The 23,924-nt window shown below is 61.1% G+C and carries 22 protein-coding genes and 2 tRNA genes; 16 read left to right on the forward strand and 8 right to left on the reverse strand.

Features of this window, described 5'->3' with window-relative positions:
* The first annotated feature begins 38 nt into the window (after positions 1-38).
* A tRNA-Asp gene (locus ACJ8IM_RS18410) sits at positions 39-115 on the forward strand.
* 51 nt (positions 116-166) lie between these two features.
* Positions 167-242, forward strand: a tRNA-Trp gene (locus ACJ8IM_RS18415).
* 261 nt (positions 243-503) lie between these two features.
* Here the strand turns inward: ACJ8IM_RS18415 and hdfR are convergent.
* Positions 504-1,331: an HTH-type transcriptional regulator HdfR gene (gene hdfR, locus ACJ8IM_RS18420; RefSeq protein WP_033654506.1), complete on the reverse strand. Its 828-nt coding sequence runs from the start codon at positions 1,329-1,331 to the stop codon at positions 504-506.
* A 119-nt stretch (positions 1,332-1,450) separates the two neighbouring features.
* Between hdfR and ACJ8IM_RS18425 the strand changes: the two genes are divergently transcribed.
* Positions 1,451-1,789: a DUF413 domain-containing protein gene (locus tag ACJ8IM_RS18425; protein WP_004929946.1), complete on the forward strand. Its 339-nt coding sequence runs from the start codon at positions 1,451-1,453 to the stop codon at positions 1,787-1,789.
* A gap of 27 nt (positions 1,790-1,816) precedes the next feature.
* Here the strand turns inward: ACJ8IM_RS18425 and ACJ8IM_RS18430 are convergent, their stop codons facing one another.
* Entirely contained in the window at positions 1,817-3,340 is a 1,524-nt protein-coding gene (locus ACJ8IM_RS18430) for a YifB family Mg chelatase-like AAA ATPase (RefSeq protein WP_033654505.1), read from the reverse strand.
* A 341-nt stretch (positions 3,341-3,681) separates the two neighbouring features.
* Between ACJ8IM_RS18430 and ACJ8IM_RS18435 the strand changes: the two genes are divergently transcribed.
* The 10 genes from ACJ8IM_RS18435 (at position 3,682) to ACJ8IM_RS18480 (ending at position 14,026) form a co-directional block, all read left to right on the forward strand.
* Positions 3,682-4,914 (forward strand): MFS transporter, encoded by a 1,233-nt coding sequence (locus ACJ8IM_RS18435; RefSeq protein WP_033654504.1) that lies wholly within the window; start codon positions 3,682-3,684, stop codon positions 4,912-4,914.
* A 133-nt stretch (positions 4,915-5,047) separates the two neighbouring features.
* Entirely contained in the window at positions 5,048-5,146 is a 99-nt protein-coding gene (ilvL, locus tag ACJ8IM_RS18440; RefSeq protein WP_013814970.1) for an ilv operon leader peptide, read from the forward strand.
* Between the two features lie 142 nt (positions 5,147-5,288).
* Positions 5,289-6,935 carry an acetolactate synthase 2 catalytic subunit gene (gene ilvG, locus ACJ8IM_RS18445; protein ID WP_033654503.1) on the forward strand — a complete coding sequence of 549 codons (1,647 nt, stop codon included), beginning with the start codon at positions 5,289-5,291 and terminating at the stop codon, positions 6,933-6,935.
* Positions 6,932-7,189: an acetolactate synthase 2 small subunit gene (ilvM, locus tag ACJ8IM_RS18450; RefSeq protein WP_004929955.1), complete on the forward strand. Its 258-nt coding sequence runs from the start codon at positions 6,932-6,934 to the stop codon at positions 7,187-7,189. The genes ilvG and ilvM overlap by 4 nt, the downstream gene beginning before the upstream one ends.
* 23 nt (positions 7,190-7,212) lie before the next feature.
* Positions 7,213-8,139 carry a branched-chain amino acid transaminase gene (locus ACJ8IM_RS18455; protein WP_033636413.1) on the forward strand — a complete coding sequence of 309 codons (927 nt, stop codon included), beginning with the start codon at positions 7,213-7,215 and terminating at the stop codon, positions 8,137-8,139.
* 77 nt (positions 8,140-8,216) lie between these two features.
* A complete protein-coding gene (gene ilvD / locus ACJ8IM_RS18460; protein ID WP_033649965.1) occupies positions 8,217-10,067 on the forward strand; it encodes a dihydroxy-acid dehydratase in 1,851 nt (616 codons plus the stop codon).
* Between the two features lie 5 nt (positions 10,068-10,072).
* On the forward strand, positions 10,073-11,617 hold the full coding sequence (gene ilvA, locus ACJ8IM_RS18465; protein WP_033654502.1) for a threonine ammonia-lyase, biosynthetic: 1,545 nt from the start codon (positions 10,073-10,075) through the stop codon (positions 11,615-11,617).
* Positions 11,618-11,729: 112 nt separating this feature from the next.
* The gene (locus ACJ8IM_RS18470) at positions 11,730-12,725 is read left to right on the forward strand and encodes a hypothetical protein (protein ID WP_033654501.1); all 996 of its coding nucleotides are present in this window, start codon (positions 11,730-11,732) and stop codon (positions 12,723-12,725) included.
* On the forward strand, positions 12,725-13,303 hold the full coding sequence (locus tag ACJ8IM_RS18475) for a hypothetical protein (protein ID WP_033654500.1): 579 nt from the start codon (positions 12,725-12,727) through the stop codon (positions 13,301-13,303). Before ACJ8IM_RS18470 ends, ACJ8IM_RS18475 begins: the two co-directional genes overlap by 1 nt.
* A gap of 21 nt (positions 13,304-13,324) precedes the next feature.
* Positions 13,325-14,026 carry a DUF2461 domain-containing protein gene (locus ACJ8IM_RS18480; RefSeq protein ID WP_033654499.1) on the forward strand — a complete coding sequence of 234 codons (702 nt, stop codon included), beginning with the start codon at positions 13,325-13,327 and terminating at the stop codon, positions 14,024-14,026.
* Positions 14,027-14,034: 8 nt separating this feature from the next.
* Here the strand turns inward: ACJ8IM_RS18480 and ilvY are convergent, their stop codons facing one another.
* Entirely contained in the window at positions 14,035-14,925 is an 891-nt protein-coding gene (gene ilvY, locus ACJ8IM_RS18485; RefSeq protein WP_033636409.1) for an HTH-type transcriptional activator IlvY, read from the reverse strand.
* A gap of 168 nt (positions 14,926-15,093) precedes the next feature.
* On the opposite strand from ilvY, the gene ilvC reads away from it, so the two are divergent.
* Positions 15,094-16,569, forward strand: a complete 1,476-nt coding sequence (gene ilvC, locus ACJ8IM_RS18490; RefSeq protein WP_033636408.1) for a ketol-acid reductoisomerase — start codon at positions 15,094-15,096, stop codon at positions 16,567-16,569.
* A gap of 53 nt (positions 16,570-16,622) precedes the next feature.
* Here the strand turns inward: ilvC and ACJ8IM_RS18495 are convergent, their stop codons facing one another.
* The 3 genes from ACJ8IM_RS18495 to ACJ8IM_RS18505 all read right to left on the reverse strand — a co-directional run bounded on the left by ACJ8IM_RS18495 (position 16,623) and on the right by ACJ8IM_RS18505 (position 18,493).
* A complete protein-coding gene (locus tag ACJ8IM_RS18495; protein ID WP_033654498.1) occupies positions 16,623-17,318 on the reverse strand; it encodes a LuxR family transcriptional regulator in 696 nt (231 codons plus the stop codon).
* Complete coding sequence (locus ACJ8IM_RS18500; RefSeq protein ID WP_033649970.1) at positions 17,315-17,494, reverse strand: hypothetical protein; 180 nt, start codon at positions 17,492-17,494, stop codon at positions 17,315-17,317. Before ACJ8IM_RS18500 ends, ACJ8IM_RS18495 begins: the two co-directional genes overlap by 4 nt.
* Before the next feature lie 66 nt (positions 17,495-17,560).
* On the reverse strand, positions 17,561-18,493 hold the full coding sequence (locus tag ACJ8IM_RS18505; protein ID WP_033654497.1) for a sugar kinase: 933 nt from the start codon (positions 18,491-18,493) through the stop codon (positions 17,561-17,563).
* 241 nt (positions 18,494-18,734) lie between these two features.
* Here ACJ8IM_RS18505 and pdeH point away from each other — a divergent pair, with 241 nt between their 5' ends.
* Both pdeH and ACJ8IM_RS18515 read left to right on the forward strand, forming a co-directional pair.
* A complete protein-coding gene (gene pdeH / locus ACJ8IM_RS18510; RefSeq protein ID WP_033654496.1) occupies positions 18,735-19,526 on the forward strand; it encodes a cyclic-guanylate-specific phosphodiesterase in 792 nt (263 codons plus the stop codon).
* A gap of 90 nt (positions 19,527-19,616) precedes the next feature.
* Entirely contained in the window at positions 19,617-21,656 is a 2,040-nt protein-coding gene (locus tag ACJ8IM_RS18515; RefSeq protein WP_033654495.1) for an AsmA family protein, read from the forward strand.
* Here the strand turns inward: ACJ8IM_RS18515 and ACJ8IM_RS18520 are convergent, their stop codons facing one another.
* Entirely contained in the window at positions 21,657-22,424 is a 768-nt protein-coding gene (locus ACJ8IM_RS18520) for a CDP-diacylglycerol diphosphatase (protein WP_033654494.1), read from the reverse strand.
* A 100-nt stretch (positions 22,425-22,524) separates the two neighbouring features.
* Complete coding sequence (locus tag ACJ8IM_RS18525) at positions 22,525-23,847, reverse strand: MFS transporter (RefSeq protein ID WP_033636402.1); 1,323 nt, start codon at positions 23,845-23,847, stop codon at positions 22,525-22,527.
* Positions 23,848-23,924 lie beyond the last annotated feature (77 nt).

A 23,924-nucleotide genomic window follows, 5' to 3' on the forward strand; every position in this document is an offset into this window, starting at 1 on the left:
ATTGCCGGCATCGAAAGATGCAACGTAAAAGAATCGGTGGAGCGGTAGTTCAGTTGGTTAGAATACCTGCCTGTCACGCAGGGGGTCGCGGGTTCGAGCCCCGTCCGTTCCGCCACTTATTTAATTATGCCTGCTTTATTAGCAGGCATAATGTTAAGCGAGATTTAGGGGCGTAGCTCAGTTGGTAGAGCACCGGTCTCCAAAACCGGGTGTCGCGAGTTCGAGTCTCTCCGCCCCTGCCATATTAAGAACCCTTTGCGAAAGCAAAGGGTTTTTTTTTGCCTATCATTTTTCTTCCTTACCGCTTTGGAATAGAGCGCTTTTGACGCTATATGCCGATGTTTGCCCGATCCTGGTTGCTTCATGTTCCTCCGAACTCTATCCTGCCGGCCTCCTGATTCTTATCTCGTTTTGCATTATCTTCTCTCAGAAGGCGATGAGCGCGTTTTTGCTTGATAGACAGTCACGACCACGATGACGGCGTTTAAGGCCGCCATAACGCTTTAGGCTGCGGTATTTAAAGGTATTTTAAGTAATTGCCGAATCAAAGGCTGTTGATCGCTATTTTGCAACCAGACGGCATACAGTGGGCGGATAATCGGCGGGATCTCGGTGGCGGCCACCAACTGTGGATACTCTTTTTCCCACTGGCTGGGCAGGAAAGCGCATCCGCCCGTGGTTTCCAACAGCTGACGCGTCAGGTGAGCAGAGGTGGTGGTAAGCACCGGCACGTTATCACCTTCCAACATGCGGTTTTCCTGTTGGTGGAAGTCGGCTCCCCATTCCAGTTTGATGTAGGGCATTGGGGCCTGTTTGTCACGATAAGCGGATGAGAACAGGCGTAATGAGAAATTGCTCAGCTGCTGGCTGGCCAACTCATCCATCTTCGGCGGTTCAGTGGTGATCAGTAAATCGAGCTGCCTTTCATGCAGTTGTTTTACCAAAGAGTGCCTTAATGCCACCCTGGCTTCTAGCTGCAGCGCTTCGCGTTGTTGATAGAGCGCCTGTAGCCAAGGGGTCAGATAGGCTTCCCACAGCGAAGCGGTAGCGCCGATCGACAACTCGGTGTGTTGCAGCGAACGCACGACCTCCTTTTTCGCCAGCTGCCAGGTGTTCATCAGGCTCTCGGCATAGGGCAGAAGCCGCTCGCCGGCAGGCGTCAGGCGGATATTATTGCGATGACGGGTAAATAAATTGGCGCCCAGCTGGTTTTCTAACTGACGGATGCGGAAACTGACCGCGGACTGCGTTAAGTACAAAGATTCTGCGGCTCTGCCAAAGTGACGCGTTCTACTGACCTCCAAAAAGGTTTTCAGTAATTCGGTATCCACACCTATCTCCAAAAAAATTTGTCGTTAAGATTTAAATGTTTTGTTTTACACGCTGTCAAGCCTATCTAATACTCCGCGCCATAAACAGCACGGCCATAAGAGAATTAGGAGCGTGTCAGATGGCGGATAGCTTCACCACGACCAATCGTTTTTTTGATAATAAACATTACCCTCGCGGGTTCTCCCGTCACGGCGATTTCACCATTAAAGAGGCGCAATTGCTAGAGCGCTTCGGCTACGCGTTTAACGAGCTGGACTCGGGCAAACGCCAGCCGGCCACTGAAGAAGAACAACTGTTCGTCGCAGTGTGCCGCGGTGAGCGCGAAGCGGCTACCGAGCAGGAAAAAGTATGGGCTAAATATCTGGCGCGCACACGTCGCCCGAAGAAATTCCATACTCTGTCCGGCGGTAAACCGCAGGCTGACGCAGTAGAAGATTACAGCGACAGCGAAGACTAAAGACGATGGGGCCTGCGGGCCCCATTTTCATTCCAGACTACGATGCAGTTGTAACAGCAGGCGGTCCATGCTGCGATAGCCCAGCGCTTCGCTGAGGTGGCGCCTGTCGAGCTCAGCATCTCCCGCCAAATCCGCCAGCGTGCGCGCCACTTTCAAGATGCGCTGCCAGGCGCGAACCGATAACCCCAGCGCGTTTAATGTCGCCTCCAAAAACTCGGCGTCTGCCGCCTGCAGAACGCAATCCCGTTCCACTTCGCGGTTGCTCAGCAGCGCGTTGACTTTACCGGCGCGTTCAAGTTGCCGGGCGCGTGCCAGCAGCACTCTTTTCCGCACTTGTTCGCTGCTTTCTCCGTGTGTTTTCCGATGACTGAGTGTTCCCGGCGGCAACAGCGGCACTTCGATAGACAGATCGAAACGGTCGAGAAAAGGCCCTGACAGCCGGGCCAGATAGCGCAACACCTGCTGCGGTGAGGCGCGATTGTGCAGCCCCTGATAGTGCCCCGTCGGGCTGGGGTTCATTGCCGCGATCAGCTGCACTCTGGCGGGGAAACAGACCTTGGCGTTGGCGCGTGAAATCACGATCTCGCCGGATTCCAACGGCTCACGCAGCGCATCCAGTACCTTACGCTCGAATTCCGGCAGTTCATCCAGAAACAGCACGCCGTTATGCGCCATCGAGATCTCGCCCGGTCGCGGCAGTGAGCCGCCGCCGACCAATGCCGCCATCGAGGCGCTGTGGTGCGGTGCGCGAAACGGCCTCTGGCGCCATGGTAGGGCTGCGGGAATGTGATGCTGCAAGCTGGCGACCGCCAGACTTTCCAGCGCCTCAGGCTCCGTGAGCGGTGGCAGTAGGCTCGTGAGGCGGCTGGCCAGCATGGTTTTACCGGTGCCCGGCGGCCCAATCAGCAATAGGTTATGCCCGCCGGCGGCGGCGATCTCCAGTGCCCGCTTGGCCTGCTCCTGGCCGATGATATCGCGCAGATCGGCGCTGTCGCAGGCGGTGTCCGCAGCGGGAGGCGTGGCCGCCACCGGCAGTTCGCCCTGGCCGAGCAGAAAGGCGCAGACTTCCAACAGGTGCCGGGCGGTATGGGAGTGCGACTGCGCGATCAGGCCGACTTCGGCGGCGTTGTCCGTTGAGAGGATCAGTTGCCGCCCGGCATCAGCCGCCGCCAGCGCCGCCGGGATCGCCCCCCTGACCGCGCGCAGTGAGCCGGACAGCGCGAGCTCGCCAAGAAACTCGTAGCGCGCCAACGGTGCGAGGGGCAATTGCTCGGAGGCGGCGAGGATCGCCAGTGCTATCGGCAGATCGTAACGCCCGCCTTCTTTCGGCAGATCGGCGGGCGCCAAATTGACGGTGATGCGCCGGGCGGGAAAGGTGAAACCGTTATTGATCAGGGCGCTGCGCACCCGATCGCGCGCCTCTTTTACCGTGGTTTCCGGCAGGCCGACCAGCGTCAGGCCGGGCAGGCCATTGCTGATATGCACCTCCACCGTCACGGAAGGGGCCTGAACGCCGATGATGGCGCGGCTATAGATTACCGCCAGTGACATATCGCTCTCCTTGCTAAGGGCGACATGATGCGTGATTTATCTGGGCATTGCGCGGTGTTATTGGTGATTTTTCGATACATTTAGCAGAGTAATCGCTGATTTTCATCGAAATAAATGAGGTTGTGCGAGCCGCCTCGCAACCTGCGGCAATACCCATTAACAATTCGCTGAAGGCTGCAACATATTAGCGGCCCATACGCATTGCAACCATAGGGTTAACGGGTGTATTTAACAATTGATTAAAAGAAAAATCACTTCTTTAACAAACCCCGACCGCCGCCGCATTCTGCCCGGCAGCCGCTAAACCTCCTGACTTCGTACTCTACGGTAGGGATAACACTATGTTTGGTTGGACCCCGCTGCAACGCAACGCGGCAATCGCCAGCTTTTCAAGCTGGACGCTCGACGCTTTCGATTTTTTCGTGCTGGTATTCTTACTCAGTGACATCGCGCAATCCTTTCACGTCGGTCTGGAACAGGTGACGTTGGCGATTTTGCTCACGCTGGCGGTGCGCCCGATTGGCGCGCTGATCTTCGGGCGTGCGGCGGAAAAATATGGCCGCAAGCCGATCCTGATGCTGAATATCGTCTTCTTCTCGGTGTTTGAGCTGCTCTCCGCCGCCGCGCCCTCGCTGACGGTCTTCTTGCTGTTGCGGGTGTTGTACGGCGTTGCGATGGGCGGCATCTGGGGCGTGGCGTCGTCGTTGGCGATGGAAACCATACCGGACCGCTCGCGCGGCCTGATGTCGGGCATTTTCCAGGCCGGCTATCCGTTCGGTTATCTGCTGGCGGCGGTGGTGTACGGCCTGCTGTTCGAAACGGTCGGCTGGCGCGGCATGTTTGTTATCGGCGCGGCGCCGATCCTGCTGCTGCCATTTATTTATTATTGCGTGCAGGAGTCGCCGGTGTGGCTGGCGGCGCGTGAACGCAAGGAAAGCTCTGCCTTGCTGCCGGTGTTGAAGAGCCACTGGAAGCTGTGCTGCTATTTGGTGCTACTGATGGCGGCGTTCAATTTCTTCTCCCACGGCACGCAGGATCTGTATCCGGTGTTTCTGAAAGTTCAGCATGGTTTCGATCCAAAAACCGTTAGTATCATCGCCATTAGCTACAATATCGCGTCAATTATTGGCGGTGTTTTCTTCGGTTCGTTGTCGGAAAAGATCGGCCGCAAAAAAGCGATCATCATCGCCGCGCTGCTGGCGCTGCCGGTGATCCCGCTGTGGGCATTTTCCAGCGGTTCGCTGATGTTGGGGATCGGCGCTTTCCTGATGCAGTTCATGGTGCAGGGCGCCTGGGGCGTGGTGCCGACCTACCTGACTGAGCTGGTGCCGGCCAACACCCGCGCGGTGCTGCCGGGGTTCGTGTACCAGTTGGGTAACCTGATCGCTTCGGTCAACGCCACGCTGCAGGCGACCATCGCCGAACATCATGGGCATAATTACGGCCTGGCGATGGCGATCGTCGCCGGTACGGTGGCGCTGGCGATCGCCCTGTTGGTGTTCTTCGGCAAGGATACGCGCGGCAAGGCGATCACAGACGCGGTGAGAAATCCGGGCGTGCGCGCCAACGTGTGAAATCCGGGCGATTCGCGTGAGGTATGACCAGATTGCGCCGAATAATAACGCAAAAAAAGTGTTGTCATGCCGCGCGCGACTATGGTACCTCTGTAAGCATTAGTTCTGAATGAGCACAGTGAACAAACCCATTATGAAAGCCTTTGCCCAAGTGATTAGCCTAGTCGTGATTAGCGTGGTGGTGATTATTATCCCACCGTGCGGGGCTGCACTTGGACGAAGAAAGGCTTAGCAAACAAGCCGGAATCGCAAGAGAACCCCCGCACCGTCAGGTCCGGGGGTTTTTTATTGGCAAGAGAAAAGTGGAGCAAGGGGCAGAGCATGAAAAACAGAACAAAATCCTGCGGTTTTCGAAGTAAGGCGGGGAAATAACTATGAATGGCGCTCAGTGGGTAGTTCAAGCGTTGCGTGCGCAGGGTGTGGATACCGTATTCGGCTATCCGGGCGGGGCAATCATGCCGGTGTACGATGCGTTGTACGACGGCGGTGTGGAACACCTGCTGTGCCGCCATGAACAGGGCGCCGCGATGGCCGCCATCGGCTACGCCCGCGCCACCGGCAAAGTCGGCGTTTGCATCGCCACTTCCGGCCCCGGCGCCACCAACCTGATCACCGGCCTGGCTGATGCGCTGCTCGATTCCGTTCCCGTTGTCGCCATCACCGGTCAGGTGGGTTCCGCGCTGATCGGCACCGATGCCTTTCAGGAGATCGATGTTCTCGGCCTGTCTCTGGCCTGCACCAAGCACAGCTTCCTGGTGGAATCGCTGGACGCGCTGCCGGGCATTATGGCGGAAGCCTTCGCCATCGCCGCCGGCGGCCGTCCTGGCCCGGTGCTGATCGATATCCCGAAAGACATCCAGCTGGCGCAGGGCGACTTGCACCCGCATCTGATGCCGGTCGATGAAGCGCCGGCATTCCCGGCGGCGGCGTTGGCGGAGGCGGCCGAGCTGCTGGCGCAGGCGCACAAACCGATGCTGTACGTCGGCGGCGGCGTGGGCATGGCGCAGGCGGTGCCGGCGTTGCGCGAGTTCATCGCCGTGACCCGCATGCCGAACGTCGCCACCCTGAAGGGGCTGGGCGCGCCGGATGCGCAAGATCCGCTGTACCTCGGCATGTTGGGCATGCACGGCACCAAGGCTGCCAACCTGGCGGTGCAGGAGTGCGATCTGCTGATTGCCGTCGGCGCGCGTTTCGATGACCGCGTGACCGGCAAACTGAACGCCTTCGCGCCGCACGCCAAAGTGATCCACATGGATATCGACCCGGCGGAAATGAGCAAGCTGCGCCAGGCGCATGTGGCCCTGCAGGGCGATCTGAAAGCGTTGCTGCCGGCGTTGCAGCGCCCGCTGAACATCGCCCCTTGGCAGCAGCAGGTGACGGCGCTGAAAGCCGACCACGCCTGCCGCTACGATCACCCCGGCCAGCCGATCTACGCGCCGCTGTTCTTGCGCCAGCTGTCCGCCCGCAAGCCGGCCAACAGCGTAGTGACCACCGACGTGGGCCAGCACCAGATGTGGAGCGCGCAGCACATGACGTTCGAACGCCCGGAGAATTTCATCACCTCCAGCGGCCTCGGCACCATGGGGTTCGGCGTGCCGGCGGCAGTAGGCGCCCAGATCGCGCGCCCGCAAGATACGGTGATCTGCGTCTCGGGCGATGGCTCCTTCATGATGAACGTGCAGGAACTGGGCACCATCAAGCGCAAACAGCTGCCGCTGAAGATCGTGCTGCTGGACAACCAGCGCCTCGGAATGGTACGCCAATGGCAGCAGCTGTTCTTCGACGGCCGCTACAGCGAAACCAACCTGTCCGATAACCCCGACTTCCTGATGCTGGCCGCCGCCTTCGGCATTCCCGGCCAGTGCATCAGCCGCAAGGATCAGGTGGAGGGCGCGCTCGAGGCGCTGTTCAACACCGAAGGCCCTTATCTGCTGCAGGTCTCTATCGACGAACTCGAAAACGTCTGGCCGCTGGTGCCGCCGGGCGCCGGCAACGAAACCATGTTGGAGGAAATATCATGATGCAGCATCAACTCTCGATCCAGGCGCGTTTTCGCCCCGAAATGTTAGAGCGCGTATTGCGGGTCGTGCGTCATCGCGGCTTTCAGGTTTGTGCTATGAATATGGTTTCCCCGGCCAACGCCGACAGCATCAATATCGAATTGACCGTTGCCAGCCCGCGTCCGGTTGCCCTGTTGTCATCTCAATTAAGTAAACTGATGGACGTCTCCTGCGTCGAGATCCAGCAGCCAACATCACAACAAATACGCGCCTGAGGCGCCGAGAAGGATAAATAACAATGACAAAGAAAGCCGATTACATTTGGTTCAATGGTGAGATGGTTCCCTGGGCCGAGGCCAAAGTGCACGTGATGTCGCACGCGCTGCATTACGGCACGTCGGTATTTGAGGGGGTGCGCTGCTACGACTCGCACTTGGGGCCGGTAGTGTTCCGTCATCGCGAGCATATGCAGCGCCTGCACGATTCGGCGAAAATCTACCGCATGCCGGTTTCGCAAAGCGTTGACGAACTGATGGAAGCCTGCCGCGCCACGTTGCGCAAGAACAACCTGGTCAGCGCGTACATCCGCCCGCTGGTGTTCGTCGGCGATGTCGGCATGGGCGTCAACCCGCCGGCCGGTTACAAAACGGACGTGATTATCGCGGCGTTTCCTTGGGGCGCTTATCTGGGTGAAGAAGCGCTGGATCAAGGCATCGACGCGATGGTCTCCTCCTGGCACCGCGTCGCACCTAACACCATCCCCACCGCGGCCAAGGCTGGCGGCAACTATCTTTCCTCTCTGCTGGTGGGCAGCGAAGCGCGTCGCCACGGCTATCAGGAAGGCATTGCGCTCGACGTGCACGGCTACATTTCCGAAGGGGCGGGCGAGAACCTGTTTGAAGTGAAAGACGGCGTGATTTACACCCCGCCGTTCACCTCTTCGGCGCTGCCGGGCATCACCCGCGACGCGATCATCAAGCTGGCGAAAGACATGGGCTTCGAAGTGCGTGAGCAGGTGCTGTCGCGCGAATCGCTGTACCTGGCCGACGAAGTGTTCATGTCCGGCACCGCGGCGGAAATCACGCCGGTGCGCAGCGTGGACGGCATTCAGGTCGGCATCGGCAAATGCGGCCCGGTGACCAAACAGATCCAGCAGGCGTTCTTCGGCCTGTTCAGCGGCAAGACAGAAGACAAATACGGCTGGCTGGATCCGGTAAATCCGTAACGACAAGACAGACAAGATAAGAATATCCAGGCGGTTCGTTCGCCGCCTGTCATAAATACATTTGGAGTGAAAAGAGCATGCCTAAGTACCGTTCCGCCACCACCACCCACGGCCGCAATATGGCGGGTGCCCGCGCATTGTGGCGCGCGACCGGGATGACCGACGCCGATTTCGGCAAGCCGATCATCGCCGTGGTCAACTCCTTTACCCAGTTCGTGCCGGGCCACGTGCATCTGCGCGATCTGGGCAAACTGGTCGCCGAACAGATCGAAGCCTCCGGCGGCGTGGCCAAAGAGTTCAACACCATCGCGGTGGATGACGGCATCGCCATGGGCCACGGCGGCATGCTCTATTCCCTGCCGTCGCGCGAACTGATCGCCGACTCGGTCGAATACATGGTGAACGCCCACTGCGCCGACGCGATGGTGTGCATCTCCAACTGCGACAAGATCACCCCGGGAATGCTGATGGCGGCGTTGCGCCTGAATATCCCGGTGATCTTCGTCTCCGGCGGCCCGATGGAAGCCGGCAAGACCAAACTCTCCAATCAGATCATCAAGCTGGATCTGGTGGACGCGATGATCCAGGGCGCGAACCCGAACGTCAGCGACGCCGACAGCGAGCAGATCGAGCGTTCCGCCTGCCCGACCTGCGGTTCCTGCTCCGGCATGTTTACCGCCAACTCGATGAACTGCCTGACCGAAGCGCTGGGCCTGTCGCAGCCGGGCAACGGCTCGCTGCTGGCCACTCACGCCGATCGCAAAGCGCTGTTCCTCAACGCCGGCAAGCGCATCGTCGAGTTGACCAAACGCTATTACGAGCAGGACGACGAGAGCGCGCTGCCGCGCAATATCGCCAACAAGGCGGCGTTTGAGAACGCCATGACGCTGGACATCGCCATGGGCGGCTCGACCAACACCGTGCTGCACCTGCTGGCTTCGGCGCAGGAAGGCGAGGTGGACTTCACCATGGAAGACATCGACCGCCTGTCGCGCAAAGTGCCGCACCTGTGCAAGGTGGCGCCGAGCACGCAGAAATACCATATGGAAGACGTGCACCGCGCCGGCGGCGTAATCGGCATCCTCGGCGAGCTGGATCGCGCCGGTTTGCTGAACCGCGAGGTGAACAACGTGCTGGGGCTGACCCTGCCGCAGACGCTGGAAGCCTACGACGTGATGCTGACCCGCGACGAAAGCGTCAAGAAAATGTACTCCGCCGGGCCGGCCGGTATTCGTACCACGCAGGCATTCTCTCAGGACTGCCGCTGGGATTCGCTGGACACCGACCGCAAGGAAGGCTGCATCCGCACCCGTGAGCACGCCTACAGTCAGGACGGCGGGTTGGCGGTGCTGTATGGCAACCTGGCGGAAAATGGCTGTATCGTCAAAACCGCCGGCGTAGACAAGGAAATCCTCACCTTCCGCGGCCCGGCCAAAGTGTATGAAAGCCAGGATGATGCGGTAGAAGCTATCCTCGGCGGCAAAGTGGTGGCGGGCGACGTGGTCGTTATCCGTTACGAAGGGCCGAAAGGCGGGCCGGGCATGCAGGAAATGCTTTACCCAACCACGTATCTGAAATCGATGGGGCTGGGCAAGGCGTGTGCGCTGATCACCGACGGACGTTTCTCCGGCGGCACCTCCGGGCTGTCCATCGGCCACGCCTCGCCGGAGGCGGCCAACGGCGGCCTGATCGCCCTGGTGCAGGACGGCGACATGATCGCGATCGACATTCCGCATCGCGGCATCCAGCTGGATGTCAGCGAGCAGGAGCTGGCGGCGCGGCATGAGGCGGAACTGGCGCGCGGCGATGCGGCCTGGACGCCGAAAAACCGTGAACGTCAGGTGTCCTTCGCGCTGCGCGCTTACGCCTCGTTGGCCACCAGCGCCGACAAAGGCGCGGTGCGCGACAAGAGCAAACTGGGGGGATAAGTAGTATGGCGGTCTCTCAACCCCTACCCAGCGCCCCCTGTGGCGCGGAATATCTGCGAGCGGTACTGCGCTCGCCGGTCTACGAGGTGGCGCAGGTCACCCCGTTGCAGGCCATGAGCAAAATCTCTTCGCGCCTCGGCAACACCATTTTGGTGAAGCGCGAAGATCGCCAGCCGGTGCACAGCTTCAAGCTGCGCGGGGCCTATGCGATGATCGCCGGGCTGGACGAAGAGCAGAAGGCGCGCGGCGTCGTAACGGCTTCGGCCGGCAACCACGCGCAGGGCGTCGCCTTCTCCGGTAAACGGCTGGGGATCAAAACGCTGATCGTGATGCCGGTGTCCACCGCGGACATCAAGGTGGATGCGGTGCGCGGTTTCGGCGGCGAAGTGCTGCTGCACGGCGCCAATTTCGACGAGGCGAAAGCGAAGGCGATCGAGCTTTCCCAACAGCAAGGAATGACCTTCGTGCCGCCGTTCGATCATCCGACGGTGATCGCCGGGCAGGGCACGCTGGCGATGGAGCTGCTGCAGCAAGACGCGCATCTGGATCGGGTCTTCGTGCCGGTCGGCGGCGGCGGCCTGGCTGCCGGGGTGGCGGTGCTGATCAAGCAGCTGATGCCGCAGATCAAAGTGATTGGCGTCGAAGCGGAAGACTCCGCCTGCCTGCGCGCGGCGCTGGATGCCGGCCATCCGGTGGATCTGGCGCGCGTCGGGCTGTTCGCTGAAGGCGTGGCGGTGAAGCGCATCGGAGACGAAACGTTCCGCCTATGCCGTGAGTATCTGGACGACGTGATCACCGTGGACAGCGACGCCATCTGCGCGGCGGTCAAAGATCTGTTCGAGGACGTGCGCGCCATTGCCGAACCTTCCGGCGCGCTGGCGCTGGCGGGGCTGAAAAAGTACGTGCAGCAGCACAACATTCAGGGCGAGCGTCTGGCGCACGTGCTGTCCGGCGCCAACCTCAACTTCCACGGGCTGCGCTACGTTTCCGAACGTTGCGAACTGGGCGAACAACGCGAAGCGCTGTTGGCGGTAACCATTCCGGAACAGCAGGGCAGCTTCCTCAAGTTCTGCCAACTGCTGGGCGGCCGCTCGGTGACCGAATTCAACTACCGCTACGCCGATGCCGACAACGCCTGCATTTTCGTCGGCGTGCGTCTGACGCGCGGCCACGCCGAACGGCGGGAGATCATCGACGAACTCAACGCCGACGGTTATCAGGTGGTGGATCTATCGGACGACGAGATGGCCAAGCTGCACGTGCGCTACATGGTGGGCGGGCGTCCGTCGAAGCCGCTGCGCGAACGGCTGTACAGCTTTGAGTTTCCGGAGTCGCCGGGCGCGCTGCTGAAGTTCCTGCAGACGCTGGGCACGCACTGGAACATTTCGCTGTTCCACTATCGCAGCCACGGTACCGACTTCGGCCGGGTGCTGGCGGCCTTCGAACTGGCGCAAACCGAGCCGGAATTCGAGCGGCACCTGCAGGCGTTGGGCTACGATTGCCACGACGAAACCGACAACCCGGCGTTCCGCTTCTTTTTGCAGGGGTGAGTCGGATTGATAAGCAACCGTGACGCGTTAGTCAGTTTATGGGTTGCATGGTTGTGATTTTGTCGTGCATTTTTATACTGCCAAGACTTCTGACGTATAGGGATGCACGACAATGAAAACCGCTTTTTCTACGCCGTTCGGTTCCCCCGAAGACGATTTGACCAACGCCGAGTTTGCCCGCCTGTTGGGCAATACCGGCGTACAAGAATTCTATCGCGATATTAATCTGCAAGCCTTGCAGGACTCGCTGGACTGCAGCCTCGCCTTTCATGGCGTGGGCATTATTTTTTCCGACGGGCAGAACTCATTTTTAGTCCGCCCGACGCAGCACACCGGTTACTCAAACGCTTCGCAGGTTACCCACGTGGTCATCAGCAAAACGGTGGCTCATACTTCACGCGTTGCCGCGACCAATACGCTGTCGGAAGCGTTGAGCAAACCCAGCGTCAGCAAAGAGTTGGCCTCGGCCGCGCTGTCGTGCGGAACGCTGCTGGTATCGGTATTTTTACTGGCGTCGGGCAGCGTCGCCGTGCCGTTTACCGGCGGCACCAGCTCGGCGGTGGCTTATCTGGGTTATGCCGGCATGGCTGCCAGCGCGTTGCAGTGCGGCAATGGGCTGTACCGCGTCAACAAGCTTTATGACGGGAAAGGCGATGAACTGGCTCAGCTCGACTCAGAACAGTGGTATATCGCTACCAGTACCGTGCTCGATGTGATCTCGCTGGCCAGTGCCGGGGCTGCCCTGAAGGAAGCGACGATGACCTACCGCGCCATGCGCCGCATTTCGGCGCGCAAGGCGACGGAATGGCTGAAAAGCATGCCCCGTAGCGAAAGGAAGCGGCTGACCGAAAACATCATTCGGGCGGAAAATCCGGGAATTTCCAATAACGTCTTGAAAGAGATGGTGAAGAACGGCTTATACCCGAAGCGCTACCCGACGGAAGCGATCCAAAACGGGCTGCGCCAGCAATTGCATTCGGCGCTCAATAACTCATTGACGTTCGTGGGCAGCGGCATCAGCGGCACCCTGTCTGCGCCGGTGAATGTGAAAACCACCGGGCAGTATTTTGTGGGCATTATGCAGAAATTGCCGCAGATGGTGAGGTAATGGCGGACTGGATGATTAAACGCCTGATCGCGCAGGGCCGGGAGATGGAACGCCAAATCGCGGCGCGCGATGGCGCGCTTTTCGCCGGTGTGGATGCGCAGCTCGAGCAGCATTTCCTGACGCCGGGCCAGCGGCTGTCGCCGCCGGGCGTCGGCAATGTCATGTTGCTGATGGTTTGCCTGACGCTGGGGCTGGCGGGCGTGATGGGCCTGGCCACGGACGTGGCGGCCGCCTGGAGCGGCAAGACTTCCGCCGCCGTTCTCATGGGCAGCGGCGCGATCGTGGCGGTGTGGATGACGTTGATCCTGTTCCAACTAGTGCAGGGGAAAAGCAGCGGGGTGGTATTGTTGCAATATTACCTTGGCATGCTCGGCCTGTTTTGCCTTGGCGCCGCGGCGGCGTGGGCGGCGGGGATGACCGGCATCGCCACTGTCGCCATGCTGCTGGGGGGCGTGGTTGGCGGTGCGCTATTCAGCAACCGGGCGGCGTTCTCTCTCTATGTCGCTTATTTTCGCACGCGTCGGCGCGTGTTGATCAAACGCCGTTGGCAGAGGGAAGATCTGCGCAACACCCGATAAACCGTCAGAACGGAAAAACTTATGACGCAACCCTTCTCCGGCTTTAGCCAGCAGGGTCTGAATTTCCTGCAGCAGGTGCGGATCGAGAACGATAAGGCGTGGTTCGACGGCAACCGCGACATCTACGATCGCGAGCTGCTGGCGCCGTTTCGCGCGCTGGTGGAGCAGCTGGCTCCCGGCATGCTGGCGATCGACCCGCAGTTCGAGACTCGCCCGGCGATCGGCAAAACGCTGTCGCGCATTCATCGCGATACGCGCTTTTCACATGACAAATCGCGCTACCGCAGCCGCATGTGGCTGACGTTCAAACGCCCGAGTAAAGACTGGAAAGACGCGCCGGTTTACTTTTTCGAACTGGGGCCGGACATGCTGCGCTATGGGCTCGGCTACTACAGCGCCAACAAGCCGACCATGGATCTGTTCCGCCATACGCTGAGGCAGCGGCCGCAGCCTTTCCTTGAGGCGGCCGCCTGCTGTCGGCCGCCGTTCGAGCTGGTGGGTGAGAGCTACAAGCGCCCGCTGGTGAAGGAACAGGCGGCGGAGATCGCCACCTGGTACAACCGCAAATCGTTCGCGGTGATGGTGACCGACAGCGAAGTGGAAAAGCTGCTCAGCGCCGATCTGGCGCCGCTGCTGGCCGGGGCATTTTTGCAGCTTGAGCCGCTCTACCACTGGCTGATGCAGGTAGAGACGATGAAGCAGGTCGATCCGGCGGATCTGTAAACCCCGCGTCAGCGGGGATGCAGCAAGCGCCAAAAGGCGTCGATCAGCGGATCGCTGAGGCGCTTTTTCTGAACGCAGACCCCCAGCTCGAACGGTTCGACCATCGAGATGTTATCCAGCTGCGAGATGCGGTTGCGTACCGGCTCCGGGCTGTTGTCCACCACTACGCTCGGGATCAGCGCGATGCCGCAGCCCAGAGCGACCATCGACACGATGGCTTCGTGGCCGCCGACGGTGGCGTAAATCAGCGGATTGCTGATGCGGTGGCGGCGGAACCACAGCTCGATGCGTTTTCGCGAAGGGCCGTGCTCCGGCAGGATGAACGGGATCTCGGCCCAGTCGGGCCTGTCGGCGAACGCCTGGCTGCGCACCGCGCAGGGCAGCGCCGGCGCGATCAGCACCAGCGGGATTTCGCCGATTTTGGTGAACGCCACGCTGGCGGGCAGCGTTTCCGGCCGGCCGGCGATGCCGAGATCGGCCTCGTTGGATTGCACTTTGTCGACCGCATCGGCGGCGTCGCCGGTGGTCAGCTTAATCTCCACCAGCGGGTGCTGCGCGCGGAAGCGATCGAGGATCGGCGGCAGGTGGCTGTACGCCGCGGTCACCGAGCAGAACAGCCGCAGTTCGCCGCTCAGCGAAGGGCCGTGCTGGCCGAGCGAGTGCTTCAGCTGCTGATATTGCAGCAGCGTTTGCTGGGCGAATTCTTTCAGCTGTTCGCCGGCGTCGGTCAGCTGCACGGTGCGGTTATCGCGCAGGAACAGCGGCTGCCCGAGGATCTCTTCCAGCCGCTGGATCTGGCGGGAGAGCGTCGACGGGCTGACGTGCATCGCCTTGGCGGTGCGCCCGAAGTGATGGCTTTCGGCCAGATGCAGGAACAGCTTTAAATCACGTAAATCCATATCGATACGCTCGCAGTGAGAGTGTTGCAAAAATTGCAATATCACGTTCTCAATATATCAATTTAAGCAACGCATTTCCTGTTATACATTGAGTTTAACGAATCTCCGCACAGACAGGGCGGGGAATGAAAATAACAATGCAAGACAACATCAAACCGGAGTACCACCATGGCTAACTATTTCAACACATTGAACCTGCGTCAGCAGTTGGCGCAATTGGGTAAATGCCGCTTTATGGCGCGCGACGAATTTGCTGACGAAGCCGGCTACCTGAAAGGTAAAAAAGTGGTGATTGTCGGCTGTGGCGCCCAGGGCCTGAACCAGGGGCTGAACATGCGCGATTCCGGTCTGGACGTCGCCTATGCCCTGCGCAAAGAAGCGATCGACGAGAAGCGCGCTTCCTGGCGCAAGGCGACCGAAAACGGCTTCAAGGTCGGCACCTACGAAGACCTGATCCCGCAGGCGGATCTGGTGGTCAACCTGACGCCCGACAAGCAGCACTCTTCCGTGGTGCGTGCGGTGCAGCCGCTGATGAAAGACGGCGCGGCGCTGGGTTACTCCCACGGCTTCAACATCGTTGAAGTGGGTGAGCAGGTGCGTAAAGACATCACCGTGGTGATGGTCGCGCCGAAATGCCCGGGCACCGAAGTGCGCGAAGAGTACAAGCGCGGCTTCGGCGTGCCGACCCTGATTGCGGTTCACCCGGAAAACGATCCGAAAGGCGAAGGCATGGCGATCGCCAAGGCCTGGGCGGCGGCGACCGGTGGCCACCGCGCCGGCGTGCTGGAGTCCTCCTTCGTCGCCGAAGTGAAATCCGACCTGATGGGCGAGCAGACCATTCTGTGCGGCATGCTGCAGGCGGGTTCGCTGCTGTGCTTCGACAAGCTGGTTGCTGAGGGCACCGATCCGGCTTACGCCGAGAAACTGATTCAGTTCGGCTGGGAAACCATCACCGAAGCGCTGAAGCAGGGCGGCATCACCCTGATGATGGATCGCCTGTCCAACCCGGCCAAGCTGCGTGCCTATGCGCTGTCCGAACAGCTGAAAACCATCATGGCGCCGCTGTTCCAGAAGCACATGGACGACATCATCTCCGGCGCTTTCTCCAGCGGCATGATGGCCGACTGGGCGGAAGACGACGTGAAATTGCTGACCTGGCGCGAAGAGACCGGCAAAACCGCGTTCGAGAATGCGCCGCAGTTTGAAGGCAAAATCAGCGAGCAAGAGTACTTCGATCACGGCGTGCTGATGGTGGCAATGGTGAAAGCGGGCGTTGAGCTGGCGTTCGAAACCATGGTCGATGCCGGCATCATCGAAGAGTCGGCTTACTACGAATCGCTGCACGAGCTGCCGCTGATCGCCAACACCATTGCGCGTAAGCGTCTGTATGAAATGAACGTGGTTATCTCCGATACCGCAGAGTACGGCAACTACCTGTTCGCCAACGCGGCGGTGCCGTTGCTGAAGGACTTCATGACCACCCTGCAGGCGGGCGATTTGGGTAAAGCCGTGGCGGGTACGGCGGTGGACAACGCGCAGCTGCGTGACGTGAACGAAGCGGTACGCAGCCACCCTATCGAAACCGTCGGCCGCAAACTGCGTGGCTACATGACCGACATGAAACGCATCGCCGTTGCGGGCTGATTTCCCGCAAGGCAAAGCACACAGAGCCGGCAGCGATGCCGGCTTTTTTATGCCTACGGTGGCGTGATCAATTGCCGTTCGAGGCAGCGCCGGATCGCGTGTTTGGCGTTGGCGACCCCCAGCTTACGCACCGCATTGCCGATGTGAAACTTCACCGTGCCGGTTTTTATCCCCAGGATCAGCGCGATCTCATGGTAGGTTTTGCCCTGGCTGGCCCAGTAGAGGATTTCCCCTTCGCGCGGCGAGAGCCGGTCTGTCCGGCTTGCCTCGGCGCTGGCCAAGGCCAGAGCGTGCTGGTGGGTATCGACCAATACCATCTGCAGGCTGGCCCTCTCGTCTTCCATCAGCTGCCGCAGTTCGGCGTCATCGGCTGCCGTGGCGCTGATCGACAAGATCGCCAGGTTGTTGTCGTGATCGTGCAAAACAAAGCTGCAGCCGTGCACGATGTCGTACTCCCGCGCCTGGCTGAAGATCTTCCGGTAATGCCGATCCTCGGTGGTGACGGGGGTGTCGTGCCACATAAAGGGCGCGCAGCGACTATGGGCGGCGCGCACGACGGGATCGATGCGCTGATAGCGATTGGCGCTGTAGATGTCCAGCCATTCTTGCGGGTAGCTCGAGACCAGCAGATGGCGATCGGGAAGGTGTTTGTTGAAGGTCAAATAAGCGTATTTGAATTGCCTGAAGGCGTGCAGTCGGCCGTCAAGATGCAGTCTTGCGGCGACGGCGTTGGCGAATGTGACGGTCATTGGTAACCTCCCTGTCGTTCGCGGCTCAGCCCGACCTGCACCAAAGTCCAGCTAGTCAGTGCGGCGGATTGAAATTTATACTCGGCTAATAAATTCAAAAAGGCAGCAATGCCAAGACCCGAGCTTAGCAGCTCTGGGCGGAAATAAGCCAACGCCAGGGAAATTCTTTCAATCATCCTCTCATCAATGCTTCTGGGATCTATTGTGCGGGCGGCGAGGCTACCTCGCCGCCGCCTTATTGGCTATGCGGGCATCGCCGCTGCGGGAATGATGGCGCCGCGGTGTTGGATCACCGTTGCGGCGAGCAGGTGGCCGCGCTGCGCCGCCTGTTGGGCGCTGCCGCCGTTCAGGCGTTCCGCCAGATAACCGGCGCTGAAAGAGTCGCCCGCCGCGGTGGTATCCACCACGCGCTCCGGCGGCAGCGCGATCGCCGGCACCTCAAGCCGCTCTCCCTCCACGCTGAGCACCAGACAGGCATCCGCGCCGCGTTTGATAACGATCTCACCGACGCCGAGCGCCTGCGTGCGCGCCACCACCTGTTCAACCGGCTGCGCTCCCCACAGCGACTCTTCGTCATCCAGCGTCAGGAAGGCGATGTCGGTGCAGGCCAGCACCTCACGGTAGGCCTGCTGCGTTTCCTCACGGCTGTGCCACAGGCGCGGGCGATAGTTATTGTCGAAGATAACCTGGCCGCCGTTGGCGCGGCAGCGGCGCAACAGCGCCAGCAGCTTCGTGCGGTCGGCAGGCGCGAGGATCGCCAGGCTAATGCCGCTGAGGTACAGGTAATCGAACTGCGCCAGCTGGGCGCACAGTACCTCGGCCTGGGGGCCCGCCAGCCAATACCGGGCGGCGGCGTCGTTGCGCCAGTAGTAGAAGGTGCGTTCGCCGGCGGCGTCGGTTTCGATCACGTACAGGCCCGGCAGTTTGTTTTCCAACCGCTGAATCAGCCCGGTCTCGATCTTCTCCTGCCGCCAGGCCTGCAGCATCTCGTCGCTGAAGCTGTCGGTGCCGAGCGCGGTGACGTAATGCACCTGCAGCGTCTGTTCCGGCATTTGGCGGGCGAGGTAGACGGCGGTGTTGAGGGTATCGCCGCCAAAGCCGCGCGTCAGCTGTGCGCCCTGCTGCGACAGTTCGATCATGCATTCGCCGATCACGGCGAGATTTCGGATAGTCATCGTCAATAAGCCCTGGCTAAAGAAGAAGCAACAACCGCCAGTCTCCACGCAAGGCGGTGAGGGAGTCAATAAATTAAAACGGTGTTTTGATTTTTTTATGATCGCGATCGGCCCATGCCAAAACAGGGTGAAGAAGAAACCGTGCGGCAATTCGTGCTTAAAGTTTTGCGCGGCGCGGCCGATAAGCTGGGTAAAGAAACAGCGGCAGCGCTCTCACTTCCCCGCCACGGCGATAGTACCGATGATAACCAACCTGATCTCGGGTCTGCTGGCGCCCTGTTTTGCCCTCTATGCCTGCGCCAAATCGCGGCGCTACTGGCGGCAATGCCGGCGCTTGTATACCTTCCAGCCGATTTATCGCACCAGCGGCGCGCTGCTGGCGGTGGAACTGCTGACGGCGGTATATCACCCGAATGAACCGGACAAACGGCAATCCCCGGAACAGTATTTTTCCTCGCTCGGCGTCGCCCAGCGTTTGCGGGTGATCCAGGAACAGCTGGCGCTGTTGCAGCGCTGGCAGGCATTGTTCATTCGCCACGCGGTGATGGTGTCGGTCAATATCGACGGCATGGCGCTGCAAGCGTTGCAGCGCCATAGCGAGCTGCAGCGGCAGATCGCCGAGATGCCCTATCTGCGCTTCGAACTGGTGGAGCACGCCGAAACAGCGTCAAACCGCCCGTTGCACCAGATGGTCGGCGGCGAACGGCTGTGGCTGGACGATTTCGGCAGCGGGCTGGCCAACTTCTCCGCCGTCGGCGCCTGGCGCTATCAATACATCAAGGTAGCGCGCGAATTGTTCACCTTGCTTAAACAGTCTGAAGAGGGCGTGCAGCTGCTCGGCACCCTGATCAAGATGATGAACCAGCACAGCGACGGGGTGATCGTCGAAGGCGTGGAAACCGAGCAGGAGTGGCGGCTGGTACAGCGTTCCGGCGCGTTGGCCGCGCAGGGTTACTATCTTTCCCGCCCGGCATGCTTTGAAACTTTACACAGCGTACCGACGCTGTTCGCCGCGCCCGGCGCGCCGGCGTGAACTCCGGCCTATCCTCAGCTAATCTTAAACGGGGCTGCTCATTCCTTTTCCTTTCATTCGGCAGCCCGGTTTATGTGCTGAGGGAGCCCTATGACAAGAACAGGAAAGGTTTTCAGCTGGCTGGGCGGCATTGTGCTGCTGGCGGTCGCCGCGCTGGCGATCTTCATCGCTACCTTCGACTGGAATCGACTCAAGCCCACCATCAACGACAAAGTGTCGGCCGAACTGCGGCGGCCGTTCGCTATCCGCGGCGATCTGGGCGTCGACTGGTCGCGTAACCGGGATGAGGGCGGCTGGCGCGCCTGGGTGCCCTGGCCGCATATTCACGCCGAAGACGTGTGGCTGGGTAACCCGAAAAACATGCCCGGCGACAGCATGGTGACGCTGCAGCGCGTCGACGCCAGCATCGCACCGCTGGCGTTGCTGAAGAAAGAACTGCTGATCCCGCGCATTTGGCTCAAGCAGCCGAATGCGTCGTTGCAACGCCTGGCCAACGGCGACAACAACTGGACGTTTGACCTGGCCGCTGGCCAGGATCCGCAGCAACCGCCTTCCGACTGGTCGTTCACCGTTCACGACATCGTGTTCGACAAGGGGCAGATCGCCTTTAAAGACGCCACGCTGAAGGCGGACTTCCGCGCCGTCATCGATCCGCTCGGCAAACCGCTGCCGTTCAGTGAAGTGACCGGCAAACAGAGCAGCGGCAAGGCCGCCACTCCTGACTACGTCTTCGGTTGGCAGGTCAAGGGCAAATACAACGGCGAACCGCTGAGCGGCAGCGGCAAGATCGGCGGCATGCTGTCACTGCAGAGCGCCGATCTGCCGTTCCCGCTGCAGGCCGACGTGCGTTCCGGCAGCACCCGGGTTGCGGTGGCGGGCACCTTGACCGATCCGCTGAACCTCGGCGGCCTGGACGTGCAGCTGAAATTTTCCGGCGAAAGCCTGGGTGACCTCTATGGCCTGACCGGCGTGCTGCTGCCGAACACGCCGCCGTATGCGACCGATGGCCATCTGATAGCCCGCCTGCATCAGCCGGGCGGCGCCGTGTTCGAATATCAGAAGTTCGACGGCAAAATCGGCGACAGCGACATTCATGGCGACTTGAAATACGTTGCCGGTAAGCCGCGGCCGACGCTGAGCGGTGCGGTGAGCTCCCGGCAGCTGAGGTTGGCGGATCTGGCGCCGTTGATCGGCGCGGATTCCAACGCTGCCAAAGCCGGGCGCGGCGAGAAGAGCCGCCAACCGGCGGATAAGGTGCTGCCGGTCGCGCAGTTCGATACGCAAAGCTGGCGCAAGATGGATGCGGACGTGAAGTTTGCCGCCGCGCGCATCGAACGCGGCAGCGATTTACCGCTGAGCGATCTGGCCACGCACCTGAAGCTGAACAATGGCGAGTTGCGTCTGGATCCGCTGCGCTTCGGCATGGCGGGCGGCAGCCTGAACGCCGTGGTGCGCCTCGACGGCGGCAAAAAGCCGATGCGCGGGCAGGTGGATATGCATGCGCGCAAACTCCAGCTCAAACAGCTGTTGCCGAACGTGGCGGCGATGAAGCGCAGCCTCGGGCAGATGAACGGCGACGCCAGGCTGACGGGCAGCGGCAATTCGGTGGCCGAGCTGCTGGCGACCAGCAACGGCGACCTGCGCCTGCTGATCAATAACGGGGTGATCAGCCGTAGCCTGATGGAGATCCTCGGCCTGAACGTCGGCAACTATCTGGTGGCGCAGCTGTTCGGCGACGACGTGGTGGGCATCAACTGCGCCGCGGCGGACGTCGGCATCCGCAGCGGCGTCGCCGCGCCGCGGCTGTTCGTGTTCGACACCGAGAACGCGGTGATCAACATCACCGGCAACACCAACCTCGCCACCGAACGGCTGGATTTGTCCATCGATCCGGAAAGCAAGGGGATGCGCGTGCTGACCCTGCGCTCGCCGCTGTACGTGAAAGGCACCTTCAAGCACCCCGACGCCGGGGTGAAAGCCGGGCCGCTGATCGCGCGCGGCGCGGCGGCGGTGGCGTTGGGGGCGGTGCTGACGCCGGCGGCGGCGCTGCTGGCGCTGGTCTCGCCCAGTGAAGGCGGCGAGGAAAACCAGTGCGGGCAGATCCTGCGGGAGATGAAAGGCAAAAAATAGTCAGGCGTGCGGCGGCGGCGTGAGCAGCCGGCAGTCGTGATCCTGGATCTCTTCCGCCGAGGCCAGGGTAAACGGCAGCAGGCTGCGCTCGGTCGCCAGCAGCAGGAAATCGCCGTCCGGCAGCGCGGTCATCGCCAGGCCGAAGCTGCCCATGCGCCCTTCGGCGCGCGGCAGGCCGGAAGCCAACAGGCGGAAGGCGCCCTGTTGTTCCAGTTCGGCGGGGGTCACCCGCCGCCCCAGATAGTCATGCCCCAACAGGCCGCCGGGCAGCGGTTGCCATTGATCGATAAAATCGGGGCCGATCTGCGCCAGCCGCTGTTTTACCGCCGGCAGCAGGCAGGAGATATGAATGTGCAGCTGGTTTTGCGTGCGGCCATATTCCGAGTTGATCGCCAGTGAAATATCGCCATCGTCGATCGGTTTGCCATAGCGTTCCGCCATCACGTGGCGCGCGCGCCAGGCCTGGGCGAAGAAATTCGGCGTGGTGGCGTCCAGCACTGCCGGGCTTTCTATCCCGGTGATTTTGGCGCTGGGCATCAGCAGGTATTGCAGCGGCCCGTTGCGATCTTTAAACACCACGAAGCCGGCCGGCACATCTACCTGCGCGCAGGGCGCCGGGTTGTCATGCGCTTGCTGATTGGGCAGACATTGCTGGCTGACGATGCGCCACAGCGCATCGGGATGATCAGGCTTCAACCCGTAATAGAGCGCGATGGCGAGAGCCGCCAGCAGCGCAACGCAGACAAATACCCCACGACGCAGAGACATCGGCCGATCCTGTTACCGAGAGAAACATCCAGCATAGCCCGGTTTTATGACAGTAAACGAACAACGCGTGCGGCCCCCGCAGTGAGGGGGCCGCAGGGGATCACAGCGACCGGTGGCGGGTTTCTTTCATCAACAGCAGGGCCAGCAGCGTCAACCCGGCCATCGCCGCCAGGTACATGCCGACGTAGAACAGCCCGTAGTGGGCCGCCAGCCAGGTGGCGATATAAGGCGCCACGGACGCGCCGAGGATCGACGCGACGTTGTAGGAGAACGATGCGCCGGTATAGCGCACTTCGGTCGGGAACAGCTCCGGCAGCAGCGCGCCCATCGGGCCAAAGGTCAGCCCCATGATGCTCAGGCCGCACAGCAGGAAGCCCATCACCAGCGCCTGATTGCCGGAACCCAGCAGGGGCGGGAACAGGAACGCGAAGCCGATCATCAGCAGGGTAATGGCGATCATGGTCTTGCGGCGGCCGAACGCATCCGCCAGCAGGCCGGCGATCGGCACCATCACGCCGAAGCCGATCACCGCCACCATCAGCATCCACAGGAAGCTGTTGCGGGAGTAGCCGAGGCCCAGCGGCTGCGGCGCGGTGCCGTAGGTCATCGAATACACCGTCATCAGATAAAACAGCGTGTAGGTCGCCAGCATGATGAAGGTGCCGAGGATGGTGGCTTTCAGATGCTTGCTCAGCAGCGTGCCGAGCGGCACTTTCACCTGTTTGCCGGCCTTGGCCACTTTGGCGAACACCGGCGTTTCATGCAGCGATACCCGAACGTACAGGCCGATCAGCACCAGCGCCGCGGAGAGGATGAACGGCACGCGCCAGCCCCATTCCATAAACTGCTGGTCGCTCAGCAGCCAGGAGAGCAGCAGGAAGGTGCCGTTGGCGAAGAAGAAGCCGATCGGCGCGCCCAACTGCGGGAAGGAGCCGTACAGCGCGCGCTTTTTGGCCGGCGCGTTCTCCGTCGCCAGCAGGGCGGCGCCGCCCCATTCGCCGCCCAGCCCCAGGCCCTGCCCAAAGCGCGCCAGCGCCAGCAGGATAGGGGCGAAGATGCCGATGGTTTCATAGCTTGGCAGCAGGCCGATCAGCACGGTGGAAATCCCCATGGTCAGCAGCGAGGCGACCAGCGTGACCTTGCGCCCTACCCGATCGCCGAAGTGGCCGAACAGCGCAGAGCCGATAGGGCGCGCGACAAAGGCGACGGCGAAGGTGGCCAGCGACTGCAGCGTCGCGGTGGTCGGGTCGCCCTGCGGGAAGAAGATGTGCGGGAACACGATCACCGCGGCGGTGGCGTAGATGTAGAAGTCGAAGAACTCGATGGCGGTGCCGACCAGCGAGGCGACGATGACTTTCCCGCGGGAGTTCACCGGTGTGGACGCCTCGTCGGCGTCGAGTGGGGGTGCGATGGTGGCTTGCATAATATTTCTTATCGTTAGAGGGGGTAAAAATCCATCTTAGTGACAGCATGCGGCCTTTTCAACGCGGGAGCTTTGGG

Source organism: Serratia sp. CY33525, from assembly GCF_052169115.1.
GTDB classification, from domain to species: domain Bacteria; phylum Pseudomonadota; class Gammaproteobacteria; order Enterobacterales; family Enterobacteriaceae; genus Serratia; species Serratia sarumanii.

What these genes read in the sequence shown, in the direction of transcription:
- ACJ8IM_RS18515 (WP_033654495.1), top strand. Translation starts at nt 19,617, where the DNA reads ATGACAAGAACAGGAAAGGTTTTCAGCTGGCTGGGCGGCATTGTGCTG.
- ACJ8IM_RS18520 (WP_033654494.1), bottom strand. Translation starts at nt 22,424, where the DNA reads ATGTCTCTGCGTCGTGGGGTATTTGTCTGCGTTGCGCTGCTGGCGGCT.
- ACJ8IM_RS18455 (WP_033636413.1), top strand. Translation starts at nt 7,213, where the DNA reads ATGACAAAGAAAGCCGATTACATTTGGTTCAATGGTGAGATGGTTCCC.
- ilvG (WP_033654503.1), top strand. Translation starts at nt 5,289, where the DNA reads ATGAATGGCGCTCAGTGGGTAGTTCAAGCGTTGCGTGCGCAGGGTGTG.
- ilvL (WP_013814970.1), top strand. Translation starts at nt 5,048, where the DNA reads ATGAAAGCCTTTGCCCAAGTGATTAGCCTAGTCGTGATTAGCGTGGTG.
- ACJ8IM_RS18425 (WP_004929946.1), top strand. Translation starts at nt 1,451, where the DNA reads ATGGCGGATAGCTTCACCACGACCAATCGTTTTTTTGATAATAAACAT.
- ilvD (WP_033649965.1), top strand. Translation starts at nt 8,217, where the DNA reads ATGCCTAAGTACCGTTCCGCCACCACCACCCACGGCCGCAATATGGCG.
- ACJ8IM_RS18475 (WP_033654500.1), top strand. Translation starts at nt 12,725, where the DNA reads ATGGCGGACTGGATGATTAAACGCCTGATCGCGCAGGGCCGGGAGATG.
- ACJ8IM_RS18495 (WP_033654498.1), bottom strand. Translation starts at nt 17,318, where the DNA reads ATGACCGTCACATTCGCCAACGCCGTCGCCGCAAGACTGCATCTTGAC.
- ACJ8IM_RS18435 (WP_033654504.1), top strand. Translation starts at nt 3,682, where the DNA reads ATGTTTGGTTGGACCCCGCTGCAACGCAACGCGGCAATCGCCAGCTTT.
- ACJ8IM_RS18430 (WP_033654505.1), bottom strand. Translation starts at nt 3,340, where the DNA reads ATGTCACTGGCGGTAATCTATAGCCGCGCCATCATCGGCGTTCAGGCC.
- ilvM (WP_004929955.1), top strand. Translation starts at nt 6,932, where the DNA reads ATGATGCAGCATCAACTCTCGATCCAGGCGCGTTTTCGCCCCGAAATG.
- ACJ8IM_RS18480 (WP_033654499.1), top strand. Translation starts at nt 13,325, where the DNA reads ATGACGCAACCCTTCTCCGGCTTTAGCCAGCAGGGTCTGAATTTCCTG.
- ilvC (WP_033636408.1), top strand. Translation starts at nt 15,094, where the DNA reads ATGGCTAACTATTTCAACACATTGAACCTGCGTCAGCAGTTGGCGCAA.
- ACJ8IM_RS18470 (WP_033654501.1), top strand. Translation starts at nt 11,730, where the DNA reads ATGAAAACCGCTTTTTCTACGCCGTTCGGTTCCCCCGAAGACGATTTG.
- pdeH (WP_033654496.1), top strand. Translation starts at nt 18,735, where the DNA reads ATGATAACCAACCTGATCTCGGGTCTGCTGGCGCCCTGTTTTGCCCTC.
- ACJ8IM_RS18525 (WP_033636402.1), bottom strand. Translation starts at nt 23,847, where the DNA reads ATGCAAGCCACCATCGCACCCCCACTCGACGCCGACGAGGCGTCCACA.
- ilvA (WP_033654502.1), top strand. Translation starts at nt 10,073, where the DNA reads ATGGCGGTCTCTCAACCCCTACCCAGCGCCCCCTGTGGCGCGGAATAT.
- ilvY (WP_033636409.1), bottom strand. Translation starts at nt 14,925, where the DNA reads ATGGATTTACGTGATTTAAAGCTGTTCCTGCATCTGGCCGAAAGCCAT.
- ACJ8IM_RS18500 (WP_033649970.1), bottom strand. Translation starts at nt 17,494, where the DNA reads ATGATTGAAAGAATTTCCCTGGCGTTGGCTTATTTCCGCCCAGAGCTG.
- ACJ8IM_RS18505 (WP_033654497.1), bottom strand. Translation starts at nt 18,493, where the DNA reads ATGACTATCCGAAATCTCGCCGTGATCGGCGAATGCATGATCGAACTG.